18 protein-coding genes are annotated in these 22,659 nt (G+C 70.7%); 6 read left to right on the forward strand and 12 right to left on the reverse strand.

What is annotated here, in order from left to right:
• Positions 1-9: 9 nt before the first annotated feature.
• From SPF06_RS00275 to nudC, 3 genes are read right to left on the reverse strand one after another with little or no spacing between them, the layout of a single operon-like run.
• Complete coding sequence (locus SPF06_RS00275) at positions 10-555, reverse strand: M48 metallopeptidase family protein (protein WP_323276917.1); 546 nt, start codon at positions 553-555, stop codon at positions 10-12.
• Positions 545-2,656: an ATP-dependent DNA helicase UvrD2 gene (locus SPF06_RS00280; protein ID WP_323276918.1), complete on the reverse strand. Its 2,112-nt coding sequence runs from the start codon at positions 2,654-2,656 to the stop codon at positions 545-547. The genes SPF06_RS00275 and SPF06_RS00280 overlap by 11 nt, the downstream gene beginning before the upstream one ends.
• Complete coding sequence (nudC, locus tag SPF06_RS00285; protein WP_323276919.1) at positions 2,656-3,756, reverse strand: NAD(+) diphosphatase; 1,101 nt, start codon at positions 3,754-3,756, stop codon at positions 2,656-2,658. Before nudC ends, SPF06_RS00280 begins: the two co-directional genes overlap by 1 nt.
• A gap of 125 nt (positions 3,757-3,881) precedes the next feature.
• Between nudC and SPF06_RS00290 the strand changes: the two genes are divergently transcribed.
• Positions 3,882-5,114, forward strand: coding sequence for a macrolide 2'-phosphotransferase (locus SPF06_RS00290; RefSeq protein WP_323276920.1), 1,233 nt, complete (start codon positions 3,882-3,884; stop codon positions 5,112-5,114).
• Here the strand turns inward: SPF06_RS00290 and SPF06_RS00295 are convergent.
• From SPF06_RS00295 to SPF06_RS00305, 3 genes are read right to left on the reverse strand one after another with little or no spacing between them, the layout of a single operon-like run.
• Positions 5,092-8,532, reverse strand: a complete 3,441-nt coding sequence (locus SPF06_RS00295; protein ID WP_323276921.1) for an ATP-dependent helicase — start codon at positions 8,530-8,532, stop codon at positions 5,092-5,094. The genes SPF06_RS00290 and SPF06_RS00295 overlap by 23 nt on opposite strands.
• Positions 8,529-11,804, reverse strand: a complete 3,276-nt coding sequence (locus SPF06_RS00300) for an ATP-dependent helicase (RefSeq protein WP_323276922.1) — start codon at positions 11,802-11,804, stop codon at positions 8,529-8,531. The genes SPF06_RS00295 and SPF06_RS00300 overlap by 4 nt, the downstream gene beginning before the upstream one ends.
• Complete coding sequence (locus SPF06_RS00305; protein WP_323276923.1) at positions 11,801-12,211, reverse strand: MGMT family protein; 411 nt, start codon at positions 12,209-12,211, stop codon at positions 11,801-11,803. The genes SPF06_RS00300 and SPF06_RS00305 overlap by 4 nt, the downstream gene beginning before the upstream one ends.
• A 68-nt stretch (positions 12,212-12,279) precedes the next feature.
• Here SPF06_RS00305 and SPF06_RS00310 point away from each other — a divergent pair, with 68 nt between their 5' ends.
• From SPF06_RS00310 to SPF06_RS00325, 4 genes are all read left to right on the forward strand, one after another.
• Positions 12,280-12,987: a 3'-5' exonuclease gene (locus SPF06_RS00310; protein ID WP_323276925.1), complete on the forward strand. Its 708-nt coding sequence runs from the start codon at positions 12,280-12,282 to the stop codon at positions 12,985-12,987.
• 310 nt (positions 12,988-13,297) lie between these two features.
• Positions 13,298-14,251 carry an ABC transporter substrate-binding protein gene (locus tag SPF06_RS00315; RefSeq protein ID WP_323276926.1) on the forward strand — a complete coding sequence of 318 codons (954 nt, stop codon included), beginning with the start codon at positions 13,298-13,300 and terminating at the stop codon, positions 14,249-14,251.
• Between the two features lie 18 nt (positions 14,252-14,269).
• Complete coding sequence (locus SPF06_RS00320) at positions 14,270-15,046, forward strand: amino acid ABC transporter permease (RefSeq protein ID WP_323276927.1); 777 nt, start codon at positions 14,270-14,272, stop codon at positions 15,044-15,046.
• 14 nt (positions 15,047-15,060) lie between these two features.
• Positions 15,061-15,798 (forward strand): amino acid ABC transporter ATP-binding protein, encoded by a 738-nt coding sequence (locus SPF06_RS00325; protein ID WP_323277758.1) that lies wholly within the window; start codon positions 15,061-15,063, stop codon positions 15,796-15,798.
• Positions 15,799-15,879: 81 nt separating this feature from the next.
• Here SPF06_RS00325 and SPF06_RS00330 read toward each other — a convergent pair whose 3' ends face one another.
• Entirely contained in the window at positions 15,880-16,335 is a 456-nt protein-coding gene (locus tag SPF06_RS00330) for an Lrp/AsnC family transcriptional regulator (protein WP_323276928.1), read from the reverse strand.
• 80 nt (positions 16,336-16,415) lie between these two features.
• Between SPF06_RS00330 and SPF06_RS00335 the strand changes: the two genes are divergently transcribed.
• Positions 16,416-17,057, forward strand: a complete 642-nt coding sequence (locus SPF06_RS00335; RefSeq protein WP_323276929.1) for a LysE family translocator — start codon at positions 16,416-16,418, stop codon at positions 17,055-17,057.
• 100 nt (positions 17,058-17,157) lie between these two features.
• Here SPF06_RS00335 and hemL read toward each other — a convergent pair whose 3' ends face one another.
• The 5 genes from hemL to hemC form a co-directional block, all read right to left on the reverse strand.
• Entirely contained in the window at positions 17,158-18,480 is a 1,323-nt protein-coding gene (hemL, locus tag SPF06_RS00340; RefSeq protein ID WP_428985667.1) for a glutamate-1-semialdehyde 2,1-aminomutase, read from the reverse strand.
• Positions 18,481-18,618: 138 nt separating this feature from the next.
• Complete coding sequence (locus SPF06_RS00345) at positions 18,619-19,677, reverse strand: LLM class flavin-dependent oxidoreductase (protein ID WP_323276931.1); 1,059 nt, start codon at positions 19,675-19,677, stop codon at positions 18,619-18,621.
• Positions 19,678-19,715: 38 nt separating this feature from the next.
• Positions 19,716-20,696 (reverse strand): porphobilinogen synthase, encoded by a 981-nt coding sequence (gene hemB / locus SPF06_RS00350; RefSeq protein ID WP_323276932.1) that lies wholly within the window; start codon positions 20,694-20,696, stop codon positions 19,716-19,718.
• Positions 20,693-21,667, reverse strand: coding sequence for a uroporphyrinogen-III synthase (locus SPF06_RS00355; RefSeq protein ID WP_323277759.1), 975 nt, complete (start codon positions 21,665-21,667; stop codon positions 20,693-20,695). Before SPF06_RS00355 ends, hemB begins: the two co-directional genes overlap by 4 nt.
• 2 nt (positions 21,668-21,669) lie before the next feature.
• Entirely contained in the window at positions 21,670-22,659 is a 990-nt protein-coding gene (gene hemC / locus SPF06_RS00360) for a hydroxymethylbilane synthase (protein WP_323276933.1), read from the reverse strand.

Here is a 22,659-nt window from a genome sequence, read left to right on the forward strand (position 1 = left end):
GCCCAGATTCTAAGCCGGGTCCTTCGCACCGGTAAGGCCCCGCGAGGCCGCGAACGACACCCCGGCGAGGAACGCCTTCGCTTCCGCCGTGCGGGGGTACTCATCGACGAGTGCCCAGAAGTCCGGGGTGTGGCCGTGGACGAGGAGATGCGCGAGCTCGTGGACGAGCACGTAGTCGGTCACCCATTGCGGCATGTCCTGGAGCTCATGGGAGAGCCTGATGCTGCGTTCGGCCGGCGTGCACGAGCCCCAGCGCGAACTCTGGTTCGTCACCCACCGCACCGTCTCGGGCCGGGCGCGCCCCGCGAGATAGCGTGCGGACAGCTCGGCGGCTCGCGCCATGAGCTCGGTGTCGCTCCGCTGCCGTGAGCGGCGCGCGGCATCCTTCTCGAGGCGCTCGACCATGCGCCGCACCCAGTGCTCCTCTTCGCTCTTGCTGAATCGGGCCGGGATCGCGACGACGGCGGTGCCTCCCTCCCAGAACGCGCTCACCGTCTTCCGCCGTCTCGCCGACCGGCGCACCTCGACGGGCGGGCGGCCCCCCTCAGGCGCCACGGAGCAGCTCCAGGACGGCGTCGCCGTAGCGCTCGAGCTTGGCTTTGCCCACGCCCGCGACCTGGGCGAGATCCGCGAGACTCTCTGGCTTCGCCTCCGCGATCGCGGTGAGAGTCGCATCCGTGAACACGACGAACGCGGGGACGTCCGCCTCCCTCGCCCGTTCGAGCCGCCACGCGCGGAGGGATTCGAACGTCGACTCGTCGTAGGCAGGCGGGCAGTTGGCGCATCGGCCGAGCTTCCGCTCCGCCCCCGTATCGAGAACGGTCCCGCAGACGCGGCACGTCGCGGGGCCCTTGTATTCGCGACGACGGCGAGTCGACCCGCCGCCCCCGGGCGACGCCGTCGTGCGCAGGGTTCCGGGCCGCAGGCCGTCGAGGAATCGCGACGGCCGCCGGTGCGCGCGCCCTCCCGGCGTCCGCGAGAGCGACCACGAGAGGTGGAGGAAATGCCGCGCCCGCGTGATCCCGACGTAGAGCAGGCGGCGCTCTTCGTCGACGGTCGTCGCGGTGTCCGCGAACGAGATCGGCACGAGACCCTCGCTCAGGCCGACGAGGAACACGGCATCCCACTCGAGGCCCTTGGCCGCGTGGAGCGAAGCCAAAGTCACGCCTTGGACGGCGGGGGCGTGCTGCGCCGTCGACCGCTCGTGGAGCTCAAGCACGAACTCGGGCATCCCGAATCCGTCGCCGCGGCTCGCCGAGAGCTCGTCCGCTAGGGAGACGAGGGCGGAGAGCGATTCCCAGCGCTCGCGCGTGGCCCCGCTCCCCGTCGGGGCCGTATCTGTGTACCCGAGAGAGGAGAGAACGTCCCGCACCGATTGGCCGAGCGGCACGCCCGCCGGCTGGGCGCGCGCCGCAGACCGCAGCTGGAGGAGTGCGTCTCGCACCTCGCGGCGGTTGAAGAACCGCTCGCCGCCGCGGAGCTGGTAGCCGATGCCCGCCGCGGAGAGCGCCTGCTCGAACGCCTCGGACTGGCCGTTCGTGCGGTAGAGGACCGCGATGCCCTTCGGCTCGGTGCCCGTGGCGATGAGCTCCGCGATCCGACGTGCGACCGTGGTCGCCTCCGCTTCGTCATCGCTGCACTCGGCGAACTCCGGCTCGGGGCCGGCTGGGCGCTGCGCGACGAGGCTGAGCGGTTCGGCCCACAGCCGGTCCGCCGCCGGCCCGGCGCTGCGCCGAGCCGCGAGCAGCCGATTGGCGAGGGTCACGACCTGGGGCGTCGAGCGGTAGTCGCGCACGAGCTTCACGACCGTCGCGTCCGGGTGCCGCTTGGCGAAGTCCAGGAGATGCGCCGACGTCGCGCCGGTGAACGAGTAGATGGTCTGGCTCGCATCGCCCACGACGCACAGTTCCTCGCGGCCGCCGAGCCAGAGCTCGAGAAGCCGCTCTTGGAGCGGCGAGACGTCTTGGTACTCGTCGACGACGAAGTGCCGATACTGTTCGCGCACTTCGGCAGCGACCTTCGGGTCCTCTTGGAGGATGCCGACCGTGATGAGCAGGACGTCTTCGAAGTCGATCAGGTTCCTGTCGACCTTGACGTCCTCGTACGCCTGGAACAGGCGCACAACCGTTGCGGGCTGGAGCCCGCCCGGCTCGCCGCGGCCGGTCGCGCCCTCGAGGTAGGTGGAGGGCGTGAGCATCGAGACCTTGGCCCACTCGAGCTCCGACGCGAGGTCCCGGATCGCGGCGCGGTCCACCGTGAGGCGCAGCCGCCGAGCTGCCTCGGCGATGACCTGGGCCTTGTGCTCGAGCAGGCCCGGAAGCTGCCCGCCGACGGCTTGAGGCCAGAAGTACTGGAGCTGGCGGAGGGCCGCGGCGTGGAAGGTGCGGGCCTGGACGCCGCCCGCGCCGAGGTCGCGGAGCCTGCTGCGCATCTCTGCCGCGGCGCGGGACGTGAACGTCACGGCGAGGAGCCGCTGGGGCTGGTACACGCCCGTGTGCACGCCGTAGGCGATGCGGTGCGTGATGGCGCGGGTCTTGCCCGTTCCGGCGCCGGCGAGGACGCACAGGGGGCCGTGAAGTGTCGTCGCGACGGCGCGTTGCTCGTCGTCGAGCCCGCCGAGGAGCCGGTCCTCGAGCGACAGTGTCTCGCCGGCCATCAGCGCACCGAGTCCGCAGCCGGCTCGGCAATGAGGCCGCCGTTCCAATGCTCGATGAGCGCCCGGGAAATCGAGGCTGGGCTCGGGAGGCTCACCTCGCCCGAGGCGACGGCGGCTCCGAGCTCGTCCCGGTCGAACCAGCGCGCGTGCAGGACCTCCTCGCCGTCGGCCCGCGCGTCGGTATCCTCAGTGCGCGCCGTGAACCCAAGCATGAGCGACGCGGGGAACGGCCACGGCTGCGAGCCGAGGTACTGGCACTCCGTCACGCGCACGCCGACCTCCTCGGCGATCTCGCGGACGACAGCCTGCTCCAGCGATTCGCCGGGCTCGACGAACCCCGCGAGGGTCGAGTACATCGAGGGGCGCATCCGCGCGCCGTGACCGAGCAGCACGCGGCCGTCGGGGCCCACCACTGTGACGATGATCGCCGGATCCGTGCGCGGGAAGTGCTCCGAGCCGTCCCGAGGGCACCGGCGGACCCATCCGCTCAGCACGACGTCGGTCGGCGCCCCGCAGCGCGGGCACAGGGGATGCGACTCGTGCCAATTCGCAATCGCATTCGCTTCGAGGACGATGCCGGCCTCGAAGGGGTGCATCGCCCCGCCGACCTCCCGGAATCCTGCCCAGTACGTTCCCTCGGGCAGAAGCCCGGCACCCGGATCCGCGGGCTCGGACATCACGCCCGCGATCGGCTCCACCGGTTCGGGCAGGACCACGAGCACGACGTCGGCGCCCGCGAAGTGCTCGAACCCGGCCTCGTGGGGGATGCGGCCGAGGTAGACGACGAGATCGGTGAGCCATTCGTCGGGGAGGCTCACGGCCGGCAGCAGAACGAGCCGATCGCCGTGCATCGCAGCGCGCCGCTGCGCCATGAGCACCGCGAGCGTGCGTCCGCTGCGGAGGACCCCCGGAAGGAAAGACTCGTCGGCGCGCGCCTCGCTGCGGCGATCCAGGGCCGCCGGCAGCACCGGCAGAAGAGTGGGTGCGAGGGCACCGGCCACCGGATGGGTGCCGTTGCCGGCCGCGTAGCCCGCGGCCGCAGCGCGCTGGGCGACGGCGTCGTGGAAGGCAGCGGGGAGGGAATCGGGGCCTGACGTCATAGTCCTACCGTACTGAGCCACACCGACAGTCGCATGCGCGAGTGGGGGATCCTGTGGACATCGTCCGCGGGACACGCCGCGCAGGGCCCGTGATCCGCCCGCCCCGGCGGGCTACCGTGGACAGGGTGAGACGTACCCCCATGGAGCTTGCCGCCCTCGCGACCGCCGCCGTGCCCGGGCTCTATCCGGTGGCATTCGGGCCATCCCCGGACGACGCGACGGACTTCGACTCGGCCCTCCTCGAAGGCGCCGACGGCCGGAAGTGGCGCGTGCGGTCTCCGCGGGGCACCGAGGCGAGCGCACGGCTCGAAACCGAGATGCTCGTGCTCCGCGCGTTCGGCCCAGGCGTGCGGGCCGAGCTTCCGTTCCAGCTTCCGGCCGTCGCGGGAACCGTGCGGCTCGGGAACCTCACGACGTGCGTCTACACCCACCTCGCCGGCACCGTGCGAGAGCTCGACGAACTCGCGCGGGGAGGCACGCGGCTCGTGCGGGACATCGGCGGCGCCCTCGCGGCCATCCATTCCCTCTCCCCGTCGCTCGTCGACAGGGCAGACCTCCCGGCCTATTCCGCGAACGAGTTCCGCCAGCGCCGGCTCAACGAGCTCGATCAGGCCGCGACGACGGGGAAGATCCCGCCCATCCTCCTGCGCCGCTGGGAAAACGCGCTTGAGGACGTCAGCATGTGGCGGTTCAACCCGACTGTCGTCCATGGCGATCTGCACGAGGACAACCTGCTCGTCGACGACGGCCGGGTCACGGCCGTGACCGGCTGGACCGACCTGCGGGTCGGCGACCCGGCGGACGACCTCGCATGGCTCGTCGCGTCGAACGAGCCCGAGTTCATCGATGCCGTCGTCTCCGCCTACCACGAGGCCAGGCACGAGCCGGTGGACCCCCATCTGCTCCGCCGCGCGTCCCTCGCGGCCGAATTCGCCCTCGCCCAGTACCTCGTGAAGGCGCTGTCCCTCGGCGACGCCGATGCTGCCGCGGACGGCGAGGACATGCTCGCTCAGCTTGCCGCGGACATCGAGGCCGAGGACGCGGCGCAGGAGGCCGAGAGGGCGGCCCAGGAGGAGTCGAGAGCGGCTGGGCAGGCCGAGAGCGCTTCGCAGGAGGAGTTCACGGCAGCGCAGGAGGGCTCCACGGCGGAGGACCCGGGTCCGGCCCAAGACGTGCCCGATTCGCGGCCAGACGGCGAACCGGGCGGCGCTCCCAGCGCCGAGACGGCCACGGACGGCGAAGAGGACGACGCCGACGGCTCGCCTGACGAGACCCCGACACCCATCGTGGTGGCCGAGCCCGCGACGGACGCCATTCCGATCGTCGACGGCCATATCAGCTCAGGGCCGACGCGATAAGCTCCTCGAGCTCGGCTTCCCCGGCCAGGCGATCAGGCCGCACGATCCGCCCCTCCGCGAGGTAGAAGAACGCAGCGGTCACGCGGTCGAGCGGGACGCTCTGGAGGCGGGACCACGCGAGGCGGTACACCGCAAGCTGGACCGCCCGCGCGTCGGCCTCGCGACCGCTCGGGGCGCGGCCGGTCTTCCAGTCCACAAGATCCCAGGTTCCGTCGGAGTCACGGAACACGGCGTCGATGCGGCCGCGGACGACGACGGGGCCCACCCGGGTCTCGATCGGCACCTCGACGAAGGCCGGGCTGCGGTGCGCCCATTCTGAGGCCTTGAACACCTCCACGAACGACTGGAGCTCGTAGGCCTCGTCGACGAAGTCGTCCGCGTGGTCGAGGCCTTCGAGGTCGAGCATGGCGCTCTGCGCGAAGTACTCCTCGATCCACGCATGGAACGCGGTCCCGCGGCGTGCCGACATGCCCGGACGCCTCGGGACCGGGCGTCGCAGCTGACGGACGACTGCCTGGGCATCCTGGCCGAGGGCCACGACGGCCGAGGCCGAAATGTGCTCGGGCAGGCGGACCGCCGTGCCGTCGTCTGACCGACTTCGCTCCGTGAGGAGCAGCTCAGCCTCACGCACCCACCCCAGCGCCCGGGGCGAGTGGCGCGCCGTCGTCCGACGCGCGGCCTCCCGCTGGTCGGCGACCTCGTCCGCAAGATCGCCGACGCTCGCGTCCGCAAGGCGGGCCAAGACGGCCGCAGCCGCCCGCTCGAGTGGAAGCCGCCGCCCGGGCGCGAGGCTGAGGCGGCGGCCCGACACCGCGTCGAGCGGGCCCTCGAGCGGGTCATACGGCCAGGCCGCTGCGTCCGGTTCCGCGTGGAGCGGGTTGTCCTCGGCGAGGTCGGCGTCGTCGACCCACTCACGTATGGCGAATCCGTGCTCTCCCGCTGCATCGCGGAGTTCGACGAGGAACGGCGAGGGCTGCATGGGCTTGGCCCGCGTCGCGGACCACGCACTGCCGGTCGCGAGCAGGAGCTCCTTGGCCCGCGTCAGTGCCACGTAAGCGAGCCGTCGCTCCTCCCGCTCTGCGTGCTCCGTCGCGTCCTCCGCGAAGGCCTTCTCGGCTTCGACCCAGCCTTTCTGGTCCGGCTGGTCGGTGTCCCACACCGGCAGCTCGGGCGCGTCGCCCCGCAATGGCCACGGGAGCGCGGCCGATCCGCTCGTCCACCTGTCGTTTCCCCCGCTCGGGAATGCGCCGACGTTGAGCCCTGCGACGGCGACGGCGTCCCATTCGAGGCCTTTCGACGCGTGTACCGTCAGCAGCTGCACCGAGCCTGGGGTCGGCTCGTGCGGGGCCAGGTCGTGGCCAGACTCCTCCTCCGCGGCCGCTTCGAGCCACGCGAGGAACGCGAGGAGCTCGGACGAGGTCGACTGGGCGAGGAACGACGCCGCCGCCTCCTGGAACGCGTCGAGGTTGCGCCGTGCGCGGTGCACCGATGCGCCGGGGCGGGCCGCGAGCTCGATGTCGAGGAGCAGGGAACGCTCGACGTGCGCGATAAGCGTTCCAAGCTCGTCCGAGCTGAGCGTCCGGAGCGTCCGGAGTTCGTCGCGGAGGCGAGTCAGGCGCACGAGCGCCTCGTCCGTCAACGTGCGGCCCGCGCCGGACACCCATCCGGGCCGGGGAAGACGGTCGAGCGCCTCGACGAGGCTCGCGACGTCGGCGAGATCCCCCTCGATGAGCGTCTCGTTCGCCGATCCCGGTGCGTCGAGGTCCAGCTCGGCCGGACGGGCGGCCTGCGCCCTGCGGGCCGCGAGATGCCTGGACCAATCGGCGAGCGCCATGAGGTCCGCGGTGCCGATGCGCCATCGTGCCCCCGCCATGAGCCGCATGAGGGCGTCAGAGCGGCCAGGGTCCGCGATCACGCGCAGCGTGCTCACGACGTCGATGATCTCCGGAGTGTCGAGGAGCCCGCCGAGGCCCACGACCTCGTAGGGAATCCCCCGGCGTTCGAACTCCCGCTGAATCGGCCCGAACTGGGCGCGCTTGCGGCACAGGACCGCGAGCGTCGGCGTTTCGGGCCTGCGGCCGCGGACGAAAGCTGCGAGTTCGTCGGCGATCGCGGCGGCTTCGCTCGATTCGTCCGTGAAGCGCCCGAGGAGCACCTTGCCGGCCGTCGCGAAAGGGCTGGCCTCGAGCGTGCGCACCTCGACGGCCCGGGAGTCCCGCGAGTAGGCGGCCGCCCGGCCCAGGGGAACCGAGATCGTATTGGCGGTCGCGAGGACGGTCACGCTGTTGCGCCACGCCGTCGTGAGATGGCTCACGGCAGCACGCGACCTCGTCCCGTCTGAAAGGATCTCCGCGAAGGTCTCGGGGAACGCCGAGAGCTGGCCGGCCGATGCCCCGCGGAACCCGTAGATCGATTGGTTCGGGTCGCCGACCGCCATGACCGGATGTCCCTGGCCGAAGAGCTTCGAGAACAGCACGGTCTGCGCGAAGGAGGTGTCCTGGAACTCGTCGAGCAGGACCGTCCGGTACTGGGAGCGCAGAAGGCTGCCGGCTTCGGCGACGCTGCGCGCGATCCGTGCGGCGAGCGCGACAAGGTCGCCGTAGTCGAGTGCTCCGCGACGCGCCTTGGCCTCCGCAAAACGGGCCACGAGGCCCGCTACCGCGGCACGGGACCGGAGGGTCGCCGAAAGCTTCGCGACGGCCGCCGAAGGGCCCCGCCCCTTTTCCGCCAGAGGAAGGGACGCAAACCGTGCGGCCTCGCCCAGAAGCCACTCCTCGACGTCGGCCGGGTCCTGAAGATGCTCCGCACATTCGGCGGCGAGCGTCATGACGGCACCCACGAGCGTGCTCTTGGCCGGGAAGCCATCCCAGATGTCGCCGTCGTACGCTTCGACGACCGTCGAGGCGAGCTGCCACGACTGGGCCGCGCCGAGCAGCACGGCGTCGCGCTCGACACCGATCCGCAGTCCGTGATCCTGGACGACCGTGTTCGCAAACGAGTGGTACGTGGACACGCTCGGATCCAACGATTCAGGGTCGATCGCCTCGGCAGCGACGTCGACTCCTCGCCTCCTCGCCACGCGGGCGAGCTTGGCGAGCTGTGATCGGATGCGGGCGGAAAGCTCCCCCGCGGCCTTGCGCGTGAACGTCACGCCGAGGATTTCGTCGGGGCGGACCCAGCCGTTCGCGACGAGCCACACGACGCGGTCGGCCATCGTGGCCGTCTTCCCGGAACCCGCGCCCGCAACCACGAGCCTCGGCGAGAGCGGAGAGGCGATGATCTCCGATTGCTGGGCCGTCGGCCGGTGCTGTCCGAGCAGCTCTGCGAGCTCCTCGGGTGCGAATCGCGGTTCGGGAAGCTCCGCCCGGCCCAAGGGATCCGTGGCCGGCCGCTCCGATCCGTCTCTGCCAGGGCTCATTCGGTCACCTGCCGGCCGCGCGAGCACAGCGGGCAGATATCCGGAAGCCGACATCCGCCCGCGAAGCCGGAACCTGGCTCGTGCCGCGCGACGAACTCCGCGGCGGACATCGCCTCCGCGGCTCGCTCGACAAGCTCGATCGCCCATTCTGCTCCGTCGAGTGGCGGCTGCTGCTGGATCGCGACGGACTTCGCCGTGTCGCCGAGCTGCACGAGCTCGGCACCGCCCGGGCGGGACCCGCCGGTGCGCTGCTCCACACCGTCGTCCTCGAAGGCTCCCGCCGCGACAGCCACCTGATACGCGGCGAGCTGGGCGTGCCGCGGAACGTCGGCGGCACGTGGCTTGCTCTTGCCGGTCTTGAGGTCGACGACGACGAGTCGCCCCTCGTCGTCCCGTTCGAGCCGGTCTACCTGACCGCGGATGACCGTCCGCTGCGAGATGTCGGCCGACCCGACGCCGTCGAGCGCGGCCTCGAAATCCAGCTCGACCCCGACGAGCTCGCGCGCCGCGCCCCGAACATACTCCGCCAGCTTGACCAGCATGGCACCGGCCCGCTCGTACTCGCGGCGTCCTTCCCACGAATCTGGATGCCCGAGGCTGGGCCACCTGCGCTCGAGCTCGGCATGGAACTCGGCCGCCGTTCCGCGCGGCAGATCCTGGGCGATCGCATGGACAAGGGTTCCGAGGCTGCGCGCGAAATCGGTCGCGGGCTCGCCCCCCGCAGCCGAAACGAACCAGTCGAGGGGGCTCTTCGCGGCCGTCTCGACCTTCGAGGGAGAGACGAACACGGCCCGGCCTTCGGGCACCACGGGACCGGTGCTCGTGAGCGGGGCGAGGCCATACCAGTCGGCAGGATGCGCACCGGGGGCCTTGGCCTCGGCAAGGCGCGCGAGAAGCGACGCCGCATCGACCGCGTCCTGACCGCCTTCCTCGACGGCCTGCCGCAGTTCGGCGACGAGGGAGCGCAGCCCGAGCATGCGGGGAACCTCCGTGTACGGCCGAACGGCCTTCCCCTCGGGCAGGGCATCGACGAGATCGAGGAACGGAGAGGGCACTTCGTCCTCGGAACGCACGCCCGTGCAGACTAGGCGTTCCGTGGCCCGCGAGACGACCGCCGAGAACATCCGCAACTCGTCATACCGGATGTCCCGAAGCCGTGACCGAGGAGTCACGAGCATCGCATCGACCGGACCCAGTTCAAGGCAGTCCGTGAACATCGTGCTGCCCAGCAGCTCTCCCCGCAGGCGATTGTTGGGCCACGTGCCGTCTTGAAGGCCCATGACGAAAACAAGGCGCCATTCACGGCCGGCCGCGCTCGCGGGAGTGAGAAGCTCGACGGCGTCGTCTGCCTGGGCTCGCGGCGCGAGGGTGTCCATCGGGATCTCCTGGTCGAGGAGATAGTCGAGAAACTGGGCCGGCGACGCTCCGGGGAGGCGGTCCACGTAGCGCTCGGCGGTGTGGAAGAGCGCCATGAGCGCATCAAGGTCGCGGTCGGCCCTCAGACCGACGGGCCCGCCGCCCATGGCGAGCGAATACCACCGCTGCGACAGACCGGCCGCGTCCCACAAGGCCCACAGGACGGTCTCGGCCGTCGCCCCTGCCTGTGCCACTGCCTCCCTGCCGCGATCGAGCATGCGCGCGACCCGCCGCGCCGCCTGGGCCTCTACGCCAAGCTCATCCAGCATCGCTGGGGCACCGACGGCTTCGAGGAGGAGCGCATCGCTCGCCCGCCCGCCGCCCGAGGACAGCTCGAGCTGGCGCAGGGACTGTCGAAGCCGCCGGAGCTCGAGCGCCGACGCCCCGCCGATCCTCGACGTCAGGAGTTCGACGACGGCTTCGGCCGTCAGCGAACTCGGATCCACGACGGCCCGATAGGCCGCGAGCAGAGGACGCACGGCTGCCTCGTCGCGGACGGCTGTCTCCGCCACGGGGACCTTGACGGGAATGCCCTGCGAGGCAAGGAAGCGCTGTGCCTGCGCGAGCTTGACGCCCGAGCGCACCATGATCGCGATCTCGCCGTATCCGAGGCCTCCCAGGAGATGTGCGTCCTGGATCCGGTGCGCAAGGTAGCGCAGCTCGTGCATCGGCGAATGCAGCACGTGCGACTCGACTTCGCTCAGCGGATCGACGAGTTCGGCGTGCTCGAGCTGCCGGGCGGCCTGGCCTCCTGGGACGGCCGAGATGCGCGATGCAACGGCCTGCCAGGCGGCCGCGACCGCAGGGGGCATCCGGTGAGACGTGGAGAGCGGGAGTTCGGTGAGCCCTCCGAGCAGTTCGCCGACGCGAGACACGAGCTCCGGCCGCGCGCCGCGGAAACCCTGAACGACGACGTCGGGTGCCGCGGACACGATGACGTCCTGCCCCTCGCCGAGGACGGACAGGAGTTCGAGGACGGCCGGGTTGGCCTCTTGGACATCGTCGACGACCAAGAGCCCGAGCCTGCGCCGCTCGGCGGCGAGGAGGTCCGCGTCGTCGAGCAGGATCTGGCGTGCCGTCGTGATGATGCCCGCGGGATCGAACGCCTCGGGCATGCGGAGCTCGAGGACGTCGCGGTACTCACGGAAGAGCTCGGCCGCTGCCTCCCACTCGGGCCGCTGGGTGCGGCGCCCCAGCTCGGCGAGCTCGCGCGCCGTCGTCCCGTACTCGGTCACGCGGTCGAAGAGCTCGCGCACCTCGTGACGGAATCCACGGGTTCCGAGGGCAGATTCGAGCCCGCGCGGCCACGCCGGCCCCCTCCCCGTCAGGGCATGCCCTGCGAGGAGTTCCCTGATGATGAGGTCCTGCTCGGCACCGGACAGAAGGCGCGGCGCACGGGGAAGCCACTCGAGCCGGCCCTCCGCCCGCGCGCGCCGGATCAGGTCGAAGGCGTACGACTGCCACGTGCGCGCGGGCGGTGAGCTGAGGCTGCGGTCAAGGCGCGCCGTGAAGCCGTCGCGCAGGCGGGCAGACGCCGCCCTCGACGGCGCGACGAGGAGGACTTGCGAGGGATCGACGTCGTCGCGCTCGACGCGCATTGCTGCGGCCTCCACGAGGACCGTGCTCTTCCCCGTTCCCGGAGCGCCCCAGACGAGCACAGGCCCCACACCCTGGCGAAGATCGACGACGGCGCGCTGGTCAGGTGAAAGGCTGACGCCCGAGCGTGCGGCACGCGGCGCGGGCGGCAGTAGCCGCAGTCCGGGCTCGTGTGAGCGCGCATCCGGGCGCGAGCCGTCCCGGCTGCGCTCGGGGCGCTCGGGCTCTCGGTGGCGGAGGGTCGGCGCGGAAACCGTCATGGCTCGATCCCATCATCCGGGTCCGACATTTTCCGATGCGGGCCGTGGGTCCTGTCCCAGAGGGCGTCCGCGACCGCGTCGACCGCGTCGAGTTCGCCGTCGTCGGGCGCCCATCTGGCCCGCCCCATGTCGACGCGCCACGCGCCTGCGCCGGGCTTTCCGCGAAGGGGCGTGCCCTCATCGATGTACCTGGCTAACGCCTCGCGCTCGTGCCCCTCGGGAGCGCCTCCGCTTGCCTTGATGACGCGCCACCACGCGACCTGTCCACCGTGGTGGGCCATGACCGATCCAACTTGGCGCGGCCCGCCTGCGCCAAGCAGTTCGGCGACGTCGCCGTAGGCGAGGACCGTTCCCGGCGGGACAAGATCGACGACGGCCAGCACCGCCTCAACGTACTCGTCCCGCATGCCCACAAGCCTAGGGGCTCGGCGAGCCTCGGCCTGGAATGTCGGACCCTCCGGTTAGCGTGTGGGGCATGACGTGGAGCAGCAGTGCCAGGGCAGCGTTCGATCTCGAGACGACGGGCCGCAATTCGCGCGCGGCACGCATCGTCACCGCGAGCATCGTCGTGCTCGCGGCGGACGGCTCGGTCGCGTCCGAGCACGAATGGCTAGCTGACCCGGGTGTCGAGATCCCCGAGGAGGCGTCGCAGGTCCACGGCGTCACGACCGAAAAGGCGCGGGCCGAGGGACGGCCCGCGGCGGATGTCGTCGCGGAGGTCGCCGCCGTCCTGCAGGGGCTGTTCAACGACGGCGTCCCGGTCGTCGCCTTCAACGCGGCCTACGACTTCACCGTTATGGCCGCCGAGTGTGCGCGCCACGGGCTCCCCCAGCTCACGCGGTTCCCCGTGCTGGACCCGTATGTCATCAACAAGCAGGTTGAGCGCTACCGCAAGGGGAAGCGGACGCTGGGCGCTCTGTGCGAGCAGTACGGCGTCGTGCTCCGTGACGCCCATACCTCGGCGGCCGACGCGCTTGCGGCAGCCCAGCTCTTGGACGCGATGGCAAGCCGGTTCCCGGAGCTCAACAAGCCCGCGACCGCCCTGCATCGAAGCCAGGTCGACTGGTCCCTCGAGCAGGCCGCTGACTTCCAGTCCTACCTGCGGCGCACGAAGCCCGCCGCAGTGGTTGAGGGCGATTGGCCGGTCCTCGCCCCCGCCGACGCGAGCCGCGGCGGATTCTAGTCGGGGATTTTCTCTGCCGACCTCGGCCTTTGCGCACGACTGAGACACATCTCACACCCTGATTTCGTTCCCAGCGTCGAGATCCGGCCAGTCACGGATTCACAGCACGCGCCGTGGCCACTCTCGACCCGCAGCCGTATGTAGCCCAAATCGAAGATTATTCGGCTAGATGCGGCATGTTTCAGAATGTGTTCGCCAAAAAATTGTTTCAGGCCACCCGCCCATAATGGTATGCAGCCCTGACACACTTGCGCCCCACCTCGTGAGGATGCGTGCGTGCGTCCAGCGTTCTCACCACGAAAGAGGCTTCATGAAGCTCAAGGCACCCAAGTGGCTCGCGGCCGCCCCCGTCGCAGCCGTGCTCTCCCTCGCACTCGCCGCATGCGGTGGCGCATCCTCGCCGTCCGGCACGCCCACCGATGCGCTCAAGGGCTCGGATCAGCAGTCGACCGACAAGTACACGACGGCTTCGGTGACCCCTCTGGACAAGATCGACAAGTCGAAGCTCGGCCTCATCACGCCCGGCACGATCAAGGTCGGCACGCTCTCTGACGCACCGCCGAACATCTACCTCGACAACGCGACGGGCCAATTCACGGGCTACGACAACGAGCTCCTCAAGGCCATGGGGGCCAAGCTTGGCCTCAAGGTCGAGTTCGTCTCGACGAAGTTCCAGAGCCTCCTCGCCCAGGTCAAGACGAAGCAGTTCGACATGGGCTCGTCCTCGATCTCGACGACGGATGCCCGCCGCGAGACCGTCGCGTTCACGAACGGCTACGACTACGGCTACATGGCCATCGTGACCAAGGAGGGCGCAAAGGTGAAGTCCTTCGACGACCTCAAGCAGGGCGTGCGTATCGGCGTCGTCCAGGGCACGGTCCAGGACGATTTCGTGACCAACACGCTCAAGCTCGAACCTGTCCGCTTCCCGGACTACAACACCGTCTACGCGAACGTGAAGAGCGGCCAGGTCGACGCGTGGGTTGCCCCGTCGCAGCAGGCCGAGGGCCAGGTCAAGGCCGGTGACGGCACGACGATCGCCCAGAAGAAGGTCAATACTCAGAACTTCACGGCGTATGCCGTCGCGAAGGACAACCCCGCGCTGCTCGAGGCCCTCAACTCGGCCCTCGACGCCGTGATCGCCGACGGTACGTGGTCCAAGCTCTCCGCCCAGTGGTACACGGACCGTCCGACGCTCAAGGAGCAGGCTCCCGAGGGTTGGAAGCCGGGCAGCAAGGCCGTCCAGGTCGCTGCCGCCAAGTAGTCAACGGATAGGCGCCACATGGATTACCTGACCAAACTCGGCGAGACCTTCTTCGACTGGAAGGTCATCGGCGAGGTGCTCCCGGCCATGTTCGCGGTCGGCCTGCCAAACACACTCGTGCTTGCGATTTCGTCCGGGGTGATCGGCACCGCGCTCGGCATGGTCTTGGCCCTCATGGGCATCTCCCGTAATCCGGTGGCGCGGTGGATCGCCCGGGGGTACACGGACGTGTTCCGTGGACTCCCGGCGATCCTCACCATCCTTGCGATCAGCCTCGGCTTCGGGCCGGCCTTCCGCGAGCTGACCGGCGTCACGAGTCCGTACCCCATGGGAATCGCAGCGCTCTCGCTCATCTCGGCGGCCTACATCGGCGAGATCTTCCGGTCCGGCATCCAGAGCGTCGACAAGGGCCAGCTTGAGGCGTCCCGCGCGCTCGGCTTCGGATACGGCCCCGCGATGCGCCTCATCGTCGTCCCTCAGGGAGTCCGGCGAGTGCTGCCAGCGCTCGTGAACCAGTTCATCGCGCTCATCAAGGACTCGTCGCTCGTCTTCACGATTGGCCTCATGGCGAGTGAACGCGAGCTGTTCCAGATCGGCCAGGACAAGGCAGCACAATCCGGCAACCTTTCTGGCCTGGTCGCCGCGGCGCTCTTCTACCTCGCGATGACGATCCCCCTCACGCACGTCGTCAACTACATCGACGCCCGCCTCCGCACGGGCCGGGCCAAGAGCCGCGCGGAGAAGGACGAGCCGGACGAGGCCGCCGCCGTCGTCGGGAAGGGAGCCCACGCATGAGCCAGGCGACTTCGCTGGGCCAATTCACCTCCGGCTCCCTCGAGGCGAAGGGCATACACCTCGCCTTCGGGAGCAACAAGGTGCTTCGCGGCATCGACCTGAGCGTCCGGGCCGGCACGACCACCTCGGTGATCGGCCCTTCGGGCTCGGGCAAGTCCACGCTCCTCCGCGTCATGAACCGGCTCATCGAGCCGGATCAGGGAGACATCCTCCTTGACGGCAGGTCCGTCCTCAACGACAACCCCGACGAGCTGCGCCGCCGCATCGGCATGGTGTTCCAGCAGTTCAACCTCTTCCCGCACAAGAGCGTCGGCGAGAACGTGGCGTTCGCGCTTCGGAAGCTGCGCAAGCTCTCCAAGGAGCAGGCGCGGGCCGAAGCGCTCGAGCAACTCGACCTCGTCGGACTCAAGCACAAGGCGGACGTGCGCCCCGCGACGCTCTCGGGCGGCCAGCAGCAGCGCGTCGCCATCGCGCGCGCGCTCGCCATGAAGCCCGAGGTCATGTTCTTCGACGAGGCCACGTCCGCGTTGGACCCCGAGCTCGTCAAGGGCATCCTTGCGCTCATGGCGGATCTCGCGGCGAGCGGCATGACCATGGTCGTCGTGACGCACGAGATGGGCTTCTCGCGCAGCGTCTCCGACACCGTGACGTTCATGGACGGCGGCGTCGTCGTGGAAAGCGGCGCCCCCGAGCAGGTCTTCGGCGATCCCCGCACCGATCGCCTTCAGCGCTTCCTGAGCGACGTCCTCTAGGTCTTCGGAGGGCCCCTACAACGGGCGACGGCGGCACTCGCGCGAGTGCCGCCGTCGCCCGTTGGCTTTGCGCGCCGCGGGCTAGAGCGGAAGCCCGCCGGAGCCTTTGAGGTCCCTCATGACGATGGTCGACGTGAGCTTCGCGAGGCCCGGGAGCGCGGCGAGGCGCTCATCGTAGAGGCGCTGGTAGCCCGGGAGATCCTCCGAGACGCACCTGAGGAGATAGTCGGGATCGCCGAAGAGCCGATACGCCTCGACGACCTGAGGCTCGGCGACGACGGCCTCCTCGAACGCCCGGATCGCCTCGCGGGACGTCTCACGGAGAGTCGCGAAGACCATCGTCCCGAACCCGAAGCCCACCTTCGCGGGGTCGACTTCGGCGCGGTATCCGCGGATGACTCCCTCGGACTCGAGGTCCTTGAGCCGACGATGGCACGGAGCGAGCGTGAGACCGACCTTCGAGGCCAGCGCGGTGGCGGTCATCCGACCGTCGGCCTGGAGGGCGCGCAAGATACTTCGGTCGAGGTTGTCGATCATAGAAAGAATCTATCCCAAAACCACCGCAGCAGGCGAGAATTGGTGAGCACCTCTCTCCCGGAATTCCGTAATCTTGCGGCATGGATCTCGCTCCCCTCGCGGGCTTCGCCGCGATCGCCCTCACGCTCTCGCTCACGCCCGGCGCGGATTGGGCCTACACGATCGCGGCCGGCATCCGCCGCGGCTCCCCCGTGCCCTCGGTCGCGGGGCTGTGCACCGGCTATCTCGGCCACACGCTAGTGGTCGCGGCAGGGCTCGGAGTGCTCCTCGCGGGGCGCCCGGAGCTCGTGGCGTGGCTCTCCGTGGCAGGCGCGGTGTATCTCGTGTGGCTCGGCGTGACGACGACGCGCGGCTGGCAGTCCGCGGCGTACCACGCGGACCCCGAATGCCGGGTCCGCCACCGCGCCGCGACTGACTTCTTCCGCGGCCTCGGCACGAGCGGCATCAACCCGAAAGGGCTCCTGCTCTACCTGGCGGTCATGCCGCAGTTCGTCCGGGCGGGTTCAGCCGTGCCCGTCCCGCTGCAGACGGCGGCGATGGGGCTCACGCACGTGGCGATCTCCGTCGTCGTCTATGGGCTCGTCGCCGTCGCCGCGCGCCGCCTGCTGAGCGCGACGCCGCGCCGCGCGCAGTTCGTGACCCTCGCGAGCGGCATCATCATGCTCGGCTTCGGCGCGGTGCTGCTGGCCGAACAGGCGACGGCCCTCATGGGCCACGCGTAGGGCGAGAGGTGGCCGCGCGTTTGCGAGAGGTGGCCACTCGTCGCCCCAGTCACGACGCGTGGCCACGTCCCGCCAAAGGCGTGGCCACGCCCAATCGCGGCTACCCGGCTGGCGTCGCCGACGCGGCGGCCTTCGCCGCGGCCGGCAGGGCGTCGATGATGCGGGCCATCGCGGCGTCGTCGTGCGCCGCAGACAGGAACCACGCCTCGAAGACGCTCGGCGGGAGGTACACACCCGAGTCGAGCATCGAGTGGAAGAACGGCCCGTACCGGAAGGCCTCCTGCGCCTGCGCGTCGGCGTAGTTGTGCACGCCCCGCTCGGACGTCCCGAACGCGACCGAGAACAGGTTCCCCGCGCGCTGGATCGAGTGGTCGACTCCCTCGGCCGCGAGGGCCTCGGAAACGGCTGCGGAGAGCTCGGCAGAGCGCGCGTCGATGTGCGCGTACACGTCGGGGGTCGCGAGCGTGAGGGTCGCGACCCCCGCCGCCATCGCGACGGGATTTCCGGAGAGCGTCCCAGCCTGGTACACGGGGCCGAGCGGCGCAAGGAAGTCCATGACCTCGGCACGTCCCCCGAGTGCGGCGACCGGCATGCCGCCGCCGATCACCTTGCCGAACGTGAAGAGGTCCGGCGCCCAGCCTTCGGCCTGGCCCGTGAGGCCCCAGTAGCCCGCCGATCCGACGCGGAATCCGGTCAGCACCTCGTCGATGATCAGGAGCGCGCCGTTCTCGGCGGTGATCCGCCGCAGCCCCGCGTTGAACCCCTCGGCGGGGGTCACGACGCCCATGTTCGCGGGCGCGGCCTCGGTAATGACGGCCGCAATGCGCGAGCCGAGCTCGGCGAATGCGGCTTCGACGGCGTCGAGGTCGTTGTATGGCAGCACGAGGGTCTCGGCCGCGGTCGCGGCCGTGACGCCTGCGGATCCGGGCAACGCGAGCGTCGCAACGCCCGAGCCGGCCGCCGCGAGCAGTCCGTCGACGTGCCCGTGGTAGCAGCCTGCGAACTTGACCACGAGGTCGCGGCCAGTGAACCCGCGCGCGAGCCGGATGGCGGTCATGGTCGCCTCGGTGCCCGTGGAGACCATGCGCAGGCGCTCGACGGCGGGCACGCGCCCGACGACGAGCTCCGCGAGCGCCGCCTCATCCGGCGTCGACGCGCCGAAGGAGAGGCCGCGGTCGACGGCGGCGTGGACGGCGGCGAGGACCTCCGGGACGGCGTGGCCCAGGAGAGCGGGACCCCACGAGCACACGAGGTCCACGTACTCGCGCCCGTCCGCGTCGGTCACGCGCGGCCCCTTCGCCGAGACGATGAAGCGCGGCGTGCCACCCACGGACCCGAAGGCCCGCACGGGCGAGTTCACCCCTCCGGGCATGAGCGAGCGGGCACGGGCATAGAGGTCCTCGGAGGTGGTCATGGCCTCCATTCTTCCCCATGAAGCTGGCCCCGCGGCGCCGCCAGGCCCCGCTCCTGACCGGTTGCACTTTCCCAATCGGTCTGAAGTTCGCGTGTCGCGTCCCGACACGGCGCGGGAGGCCGACGGGGTCCGGAGCGCAGCCGGCGGCTAGGCGACCATGTCCGCGACGAGCGGGGCGACCTTCGTGCCGAGGAGTTCGATGCTGCGCATCATGGCGCCGTGCGGGAGCGTCCCGCTCGAGTACTTGAGATCGAAGCGCTCGGTGCCGAGGACGCGATGCGTCTCCGCGATCTTCCGCGCGACGGTCTCGGGCGAGCCGACGTAGAGCGCGCCGTTCCGCGACGCCTGGGCGTTGAACTCGGTCCGGCTCCCGGGCCCCCAGCCGCGCTCGGCGCCGATGCGGTTGCGCATCGCGAGCCAGTGCGGGAAGAGCTCTTCCCGGGCCTGCTCGTCGGTGTCCGCGATGTGTCCGGGCGAGTGGGTCGCGAGCTGGGTGTAGGGCTTGTCGAACTTCTCGAGCGAACGCTTGTAGAGCTCGATGAACGGCGCGAACCGCGCGGGCTCGCCGCCGATGATCGCGAAACTCACCGGGTATCCGTAGTGAGCGGCCCTCACGACCGACTGCGGGGTGCCGCCGACGCCAATCCACGTGTCGAGCAGCCCATCCTCGACGTGCGGATACGCCGTGAGCCCGCGGATCGGCCCGCGCGTGCGGCCTTCCCAATGGACTGGGTTCTGCGAGCGCACGCGGTCGAAGAGCTCGAGCTTCTCCTCGAAGAGGATCTCGTAGTCCTCGAGGTCGAAGCCGAAGAGCGGGAACGACTCGATGAACGAGCCCCGCCCGAGGATCACCTCCGCGCGGCCGTTCGAGACGGCGTCGAGCGTCGAGAAGCGCTGGAAGACGCGCACGGGATCGTCCGAGGACAGCACGGTGACGGCGGACGCAAGGCGGATGTTCCGCGTCTCGGCGGCGACGGCGGCCAAGAGGACTTCGGGCGCCGAGACGGCGAAGTCCTTGCGGTGGTGCTCGCCGACCCCGAAGGCGTGGAGCCCGACGGCGTCCGCGAGCTTCCCCTCGTCGACCACCTCGCGGATCACCTGGGCGTGCGGCTTGGGCTCGCCATCGGGGCCGAGGCCCACGTCGCCGAAGGTGTTGACGCCGATGAGGACCGGGAGCTCAGCTTCGTTCTTTTCATGCATACGCATTGAAACCGCCTCCTCGGCCCGATCATTCCCGGGCTCGGCTACGCCTCCCGCAGCCACCGCGCCATCTCGGGCGCCCAGTACGTGAGGACCATGTTCGCGCCGGCCCGACGGATGCCGAGCACCGACTCGACGATCGCCGATTTCCGGTCGATCCACCCGTTCGCGGCCGCCGCCTCGATCATCGCGTACTCCCCCGAAATCTGGTAGGCGGCAACGGGCACAGGGCTCATCGCCGCGACGTCGGCGAGGATGTCGAGATAGCTCATGGCCGGCTTGACCATGACCATGTCCGCACCCTCCTCGAGGTCGAGTTCGACTTCGAGGAGTGCCTCGCGGCGGTTGGCCGCATCCATCTGATAGGTGCGCCGGTCCCCCTTGAGCTGGGAGTCGACGGCCTCGCGGAACGGGCCGTAGAACGCCGAGGCGTACTTCGCGGCGTAGGCGAGCACAGCGACGTCCTGTCGCCCCGCCGTGTCGAGGGCCTGGCGGATGACGGCGACCTGGCCGTCCATCATCCCGCTCGGCCCGAGCACATGCGCCCCGGCCTCAGCCTGCGCGACGGCCATCTGGGCGTAGATCTCGAGCGTCGCATCGTTGTCGACCCGCCCCTGCGCGTCGAGCACACCGCAGTGGCCATGGTCCGTGAATTCGTCGAGGCACACGTCGCTCATGACGACGAGCGAGTCCCCGACTTCGGCGCGGACGTCCCGGATCGCGGAGTTGAGGACGCCGTCGGGATCGAGCGACGCCGTGCCATTCGCGTCGCGCTCCTCGGGGACGCCGAAGAGCATGATGCCGCCGAGCCCGAGTTCGGCGGCCTCGGCCGCCGCGCGCTTGAGCGTCTCGGAGGTGTGCTGGACGACGCCGGGCATCGACTGGATCGGGGACGGCTCGCTGAGGCCCTCGCGGATGAACGCGGGCAGGATGAGTTCCGCCGGGTGGAGGCGGTGCTCCGCGACGAGGCGGCGCAGGGCCGGGGTCTGGCGCAGCCGGCGCGGGCGGTGGTGGGGGAAGCTCATGCGGTGTCCTGTGGGTGGGTGGGTGTGACAGAAGGGTGGGTGGGTGGGACAGAAGGTGGGGATGTGTGGGGCGGCGGGTCGCGCGGCAGCAGGACTGCCTCCACGACGGCGTCGACGATGCCCTCGGGGGTCGGCGTGGCAGCGGTCGCCGCGACATTCACGCCGAGGGAGTGGAACTCGGCCGCCGTCGGCTGGCCGATCGCGACGAGCCGTGCTCCCACGAGGGGCCGGAGGGCCTCGCAGATGCGCCGCGCGGCGCTCGGCGACGCAGCGACGATCGCGTCGAGGCGCCCCGCGCCGAGCTCGCGGCGGGCGTCTTCTGGAGAGAGCACGACGGCGGGGCTCGGCTCGGTGCCGACCGCGAGCTCCGCGGTGAGCCTCCTCGTGGGCTCAGCAGGATAGTCGACCGTCTCATACGCCGTCACGACGTCGACGTCCCAGCCCCGCTCGACGAGCCCGGCCGACAGGGTGGGGCCCGCAAGGCCGCTCTGCGGTATGAGGATCCGCACCGTGCCGGCTCCGTCCGCCCCGGACGCGCCGCCGTCGTCCGCGTAGGCCCATAGCTCGACGAGCCCTTCGGCCGACTGCTTCCCCCCGGGGGCGAGGTCGACGCGCAGCCCCTCGGCCTCGATCACGCGCCGCGAGCTCGGTCCGATCGTCGCGATGCGCACGCCCTCGGGCACGAGCCCGCGCAGCGAACTGCCGCGCTCGGCCGCGAACTGCTTGAGCGCGCGCACAGTCGTGATGCTGCTGACCACGAGCCACGCGTACTCCCCCGCGGCAAGCCGGGAGAGCGCGGCGTCGAGCCCTTCCGCATCGCGCGCGGTCTCGAAGTCGATGAGCGGCAGGAGGAGCGGTTCGGCCCCTGCCGCGGCGAGTGCCTCAGCCATGGCCCCAGCGCGGTCAGGGCTGCGGGTCAGGAGCACGCGCCGACCGGCCAGGGGCCGCCCGCGGTGGAGACCCTGGCCCATGCTCACGCGCCCAGGTCTGCGAAGTCTGCGGCGCCCTGCGCGAGGAACTCCTCGGCGAGTTCGATCCCGAGCAGATGCGCCCCGACCTCGGTCAGGCCGTCCGTCGCCCTGCTGAGCCTGAGGCTCTGCTTGCCGTCGAGGGAGCACACGACCGCGTCGAGATACAGCAGGCTCCCCTTGCGGCGCGCGAGGGCACCGACGGGCGCGGCACATCCCGCCTCGAGCCGGGCCAGCAGCGCACGCTCGGCGCTCACCGCGAGGCGCGTATCGGCGTCGTCGATCGCGGCGAGCGCCTGGGCCAGCACGCCCTGAACCGCCCCTTCCGCGAGGATGCCGTTATCGCGAACCGGCGCGTCCTCGACGCGGCATTCGACGGCGAGAGCACCTTGGCCTGGCGCTGGGAGCATGACCTCGGGCTCGAAGAACTCGCTCACGACGTCGGTGCGCCCGAGGCGCGCGAGACCCGCCGCGGCGAGGACAACCGCGTCCAAGTCGCCTGGTGCGTCAGGGGCGTTGCCGGGGAGGCCGGGCACGCGGCCGAGCCGCGTGTCGACGTTGCCTCGGATGTCGACGACGTCGAGGTCGGGCCGCGCTGCGCGGAGCTGGGCCGCACGGCGCGGCGAGCCCGTTCCGACCTTCGCCCCGGGGGGCAGCTGCGCGAGCGTGAGGCCGTCGCGAGCGCACAGGACGTCGCGCGCGTCGGCGCGCACCGGGATCGCCCCCAGCGCGAGGCCGGGCGTCCCCGCCGTCGGGAGGTCCTTGAGCGAGTGGATCGCGACGTCGCAGCGGTCCGCAAGGAGCGCCTCGCGCAGCGCCGCGACGAAGACGCCCGTGCCCCCGAGCTGCGCGAGCGAGCCCGTGCGGACGTCACCCTCGGTCTTGATCCTGACGAGCTCCGTCTCGAAGCCGCCGACCGCCGCGAGTATCTCCGCGGTCTGCTGGGTCTGGGTCAGGGCGAGCGCGCTCCCCCGCGTCCCGATGCGCACGGACAT

Origin of the sequence: Sinomonas terricola, assembly GCF_034931225.1 — a bacterium.
GTDB classification, from domain to species: Bacteria; Actinomycetota; Actinomycetes; order Actinomycetales; family Micrococcaceae; genus Sinomonas; species Sinomonas terricola.

Bases quoted from the DNA above. Each gene is read 5' to 3' on its own strand.
- SPF06_RS00330 (WP_323276928.1), bottom strand. From the start codon at position 16,335: ATGATCGACAACCTCGACCGAAGTATCTTGCGCGCCCTCCAGGCCGAC.
- SPF06_RS00355 (WP_323277759.1), bottom strand. From the start codon at position 21,667: ATGGGCCAGGGTCTCCACCGCGGGCGGCCCCTGGCCGGTCGGCGCGTG.
- SPF06_RS00300 (WP_323276922.1), bottom strand. From the start codon at position 11,804: ATGACGGTTTCCGCGCCGACCCTCCGCCACCGAGAGCCCGAGCGCCCC.
- SPF06_RS00335 (WP_323276929.1), top strand. From the start codon at position 16,416: ATGGATCTCGCTCCCCTCGCGGGCTTCGCCGCGATCGCCCTCACGCTC.
- hemB (WP_323276932.1), bottom strand. From the start codon at position 20,696: ATGAGCTTCCCCCACCACCGCCCGCGCCGGCTGCGCCAGACCCCGGCC.
- SPF06_RS00280 (WP_323276918.1), bottom strand. From the start codon at position 2,656: ATGGCCGGCGAGACACTGTCGCTCGAGGACCGGCTCCTCGGCGGGCTC.
- hemL (WP_428985667.1), bottom strand. From the start codon at position 18,480: ATGGAGGCCATGACCACCTCCGAGGACCTCTATGCCCGTGCCCGCTCG.
- SPF06_RS00345 (WP_323276931.1), bottom strand. From the start codon at position 19,677: ATGCGTATGCATGAAAAGAACGAAGCTGAGCTCCCGGTCCTCATCGGC.
- SPF06_RS00310 (WP_323276925.1), top strand. From the start codon at position 12,280: ATGACGTGGAGCAGCAGTGCCAGGGCAGCGTTCGATCTCGAGACGACG.
- hemC (WP_323276933.1), bottom strand. From the start codon at position 22,659: ATGTCCGTGCGCATCGGGACGCGGGGGAGCGCGCTCGCCCTGACCCAG.
- SPF06_RS00295 (WP_323276921.1), bottom strand. From the start codon at position 8,532: ATGAGCCCTGGCAGAGACGGATCGGAGCGGCCGGCCACGGATCCCTTG.
- nudC (WP_323276919.1), bottom strand. From the start codon at position 3,756: ATGACGTCAGGCCCCGATTCCCTCCCCGCTGCCTTCCACGACGCCGTC.
- SPF06_RS00315 (WP_323276926.1), top strand. From the start codon at position 13,298: ATGAAGCTCAAGGCACCCAAGTGGCTCGCGGCCGCCCCCGTCGCAGCC.
- SPF06_RS00305 (WP_323276923.1), bottom strand. From the start codon at position 12,211: ATGCGGGACGAGTACGTTGAGGCGGTGCTGGCCGTCGTCGATCTTGTC.
- SPF06_RS00320 (WP_323276927.1), top strand. From the start codon at position 14,270: ATGGATTACCTGACCAAACTCGGCGAGACCTTCTTCGACTGGAAGGTC.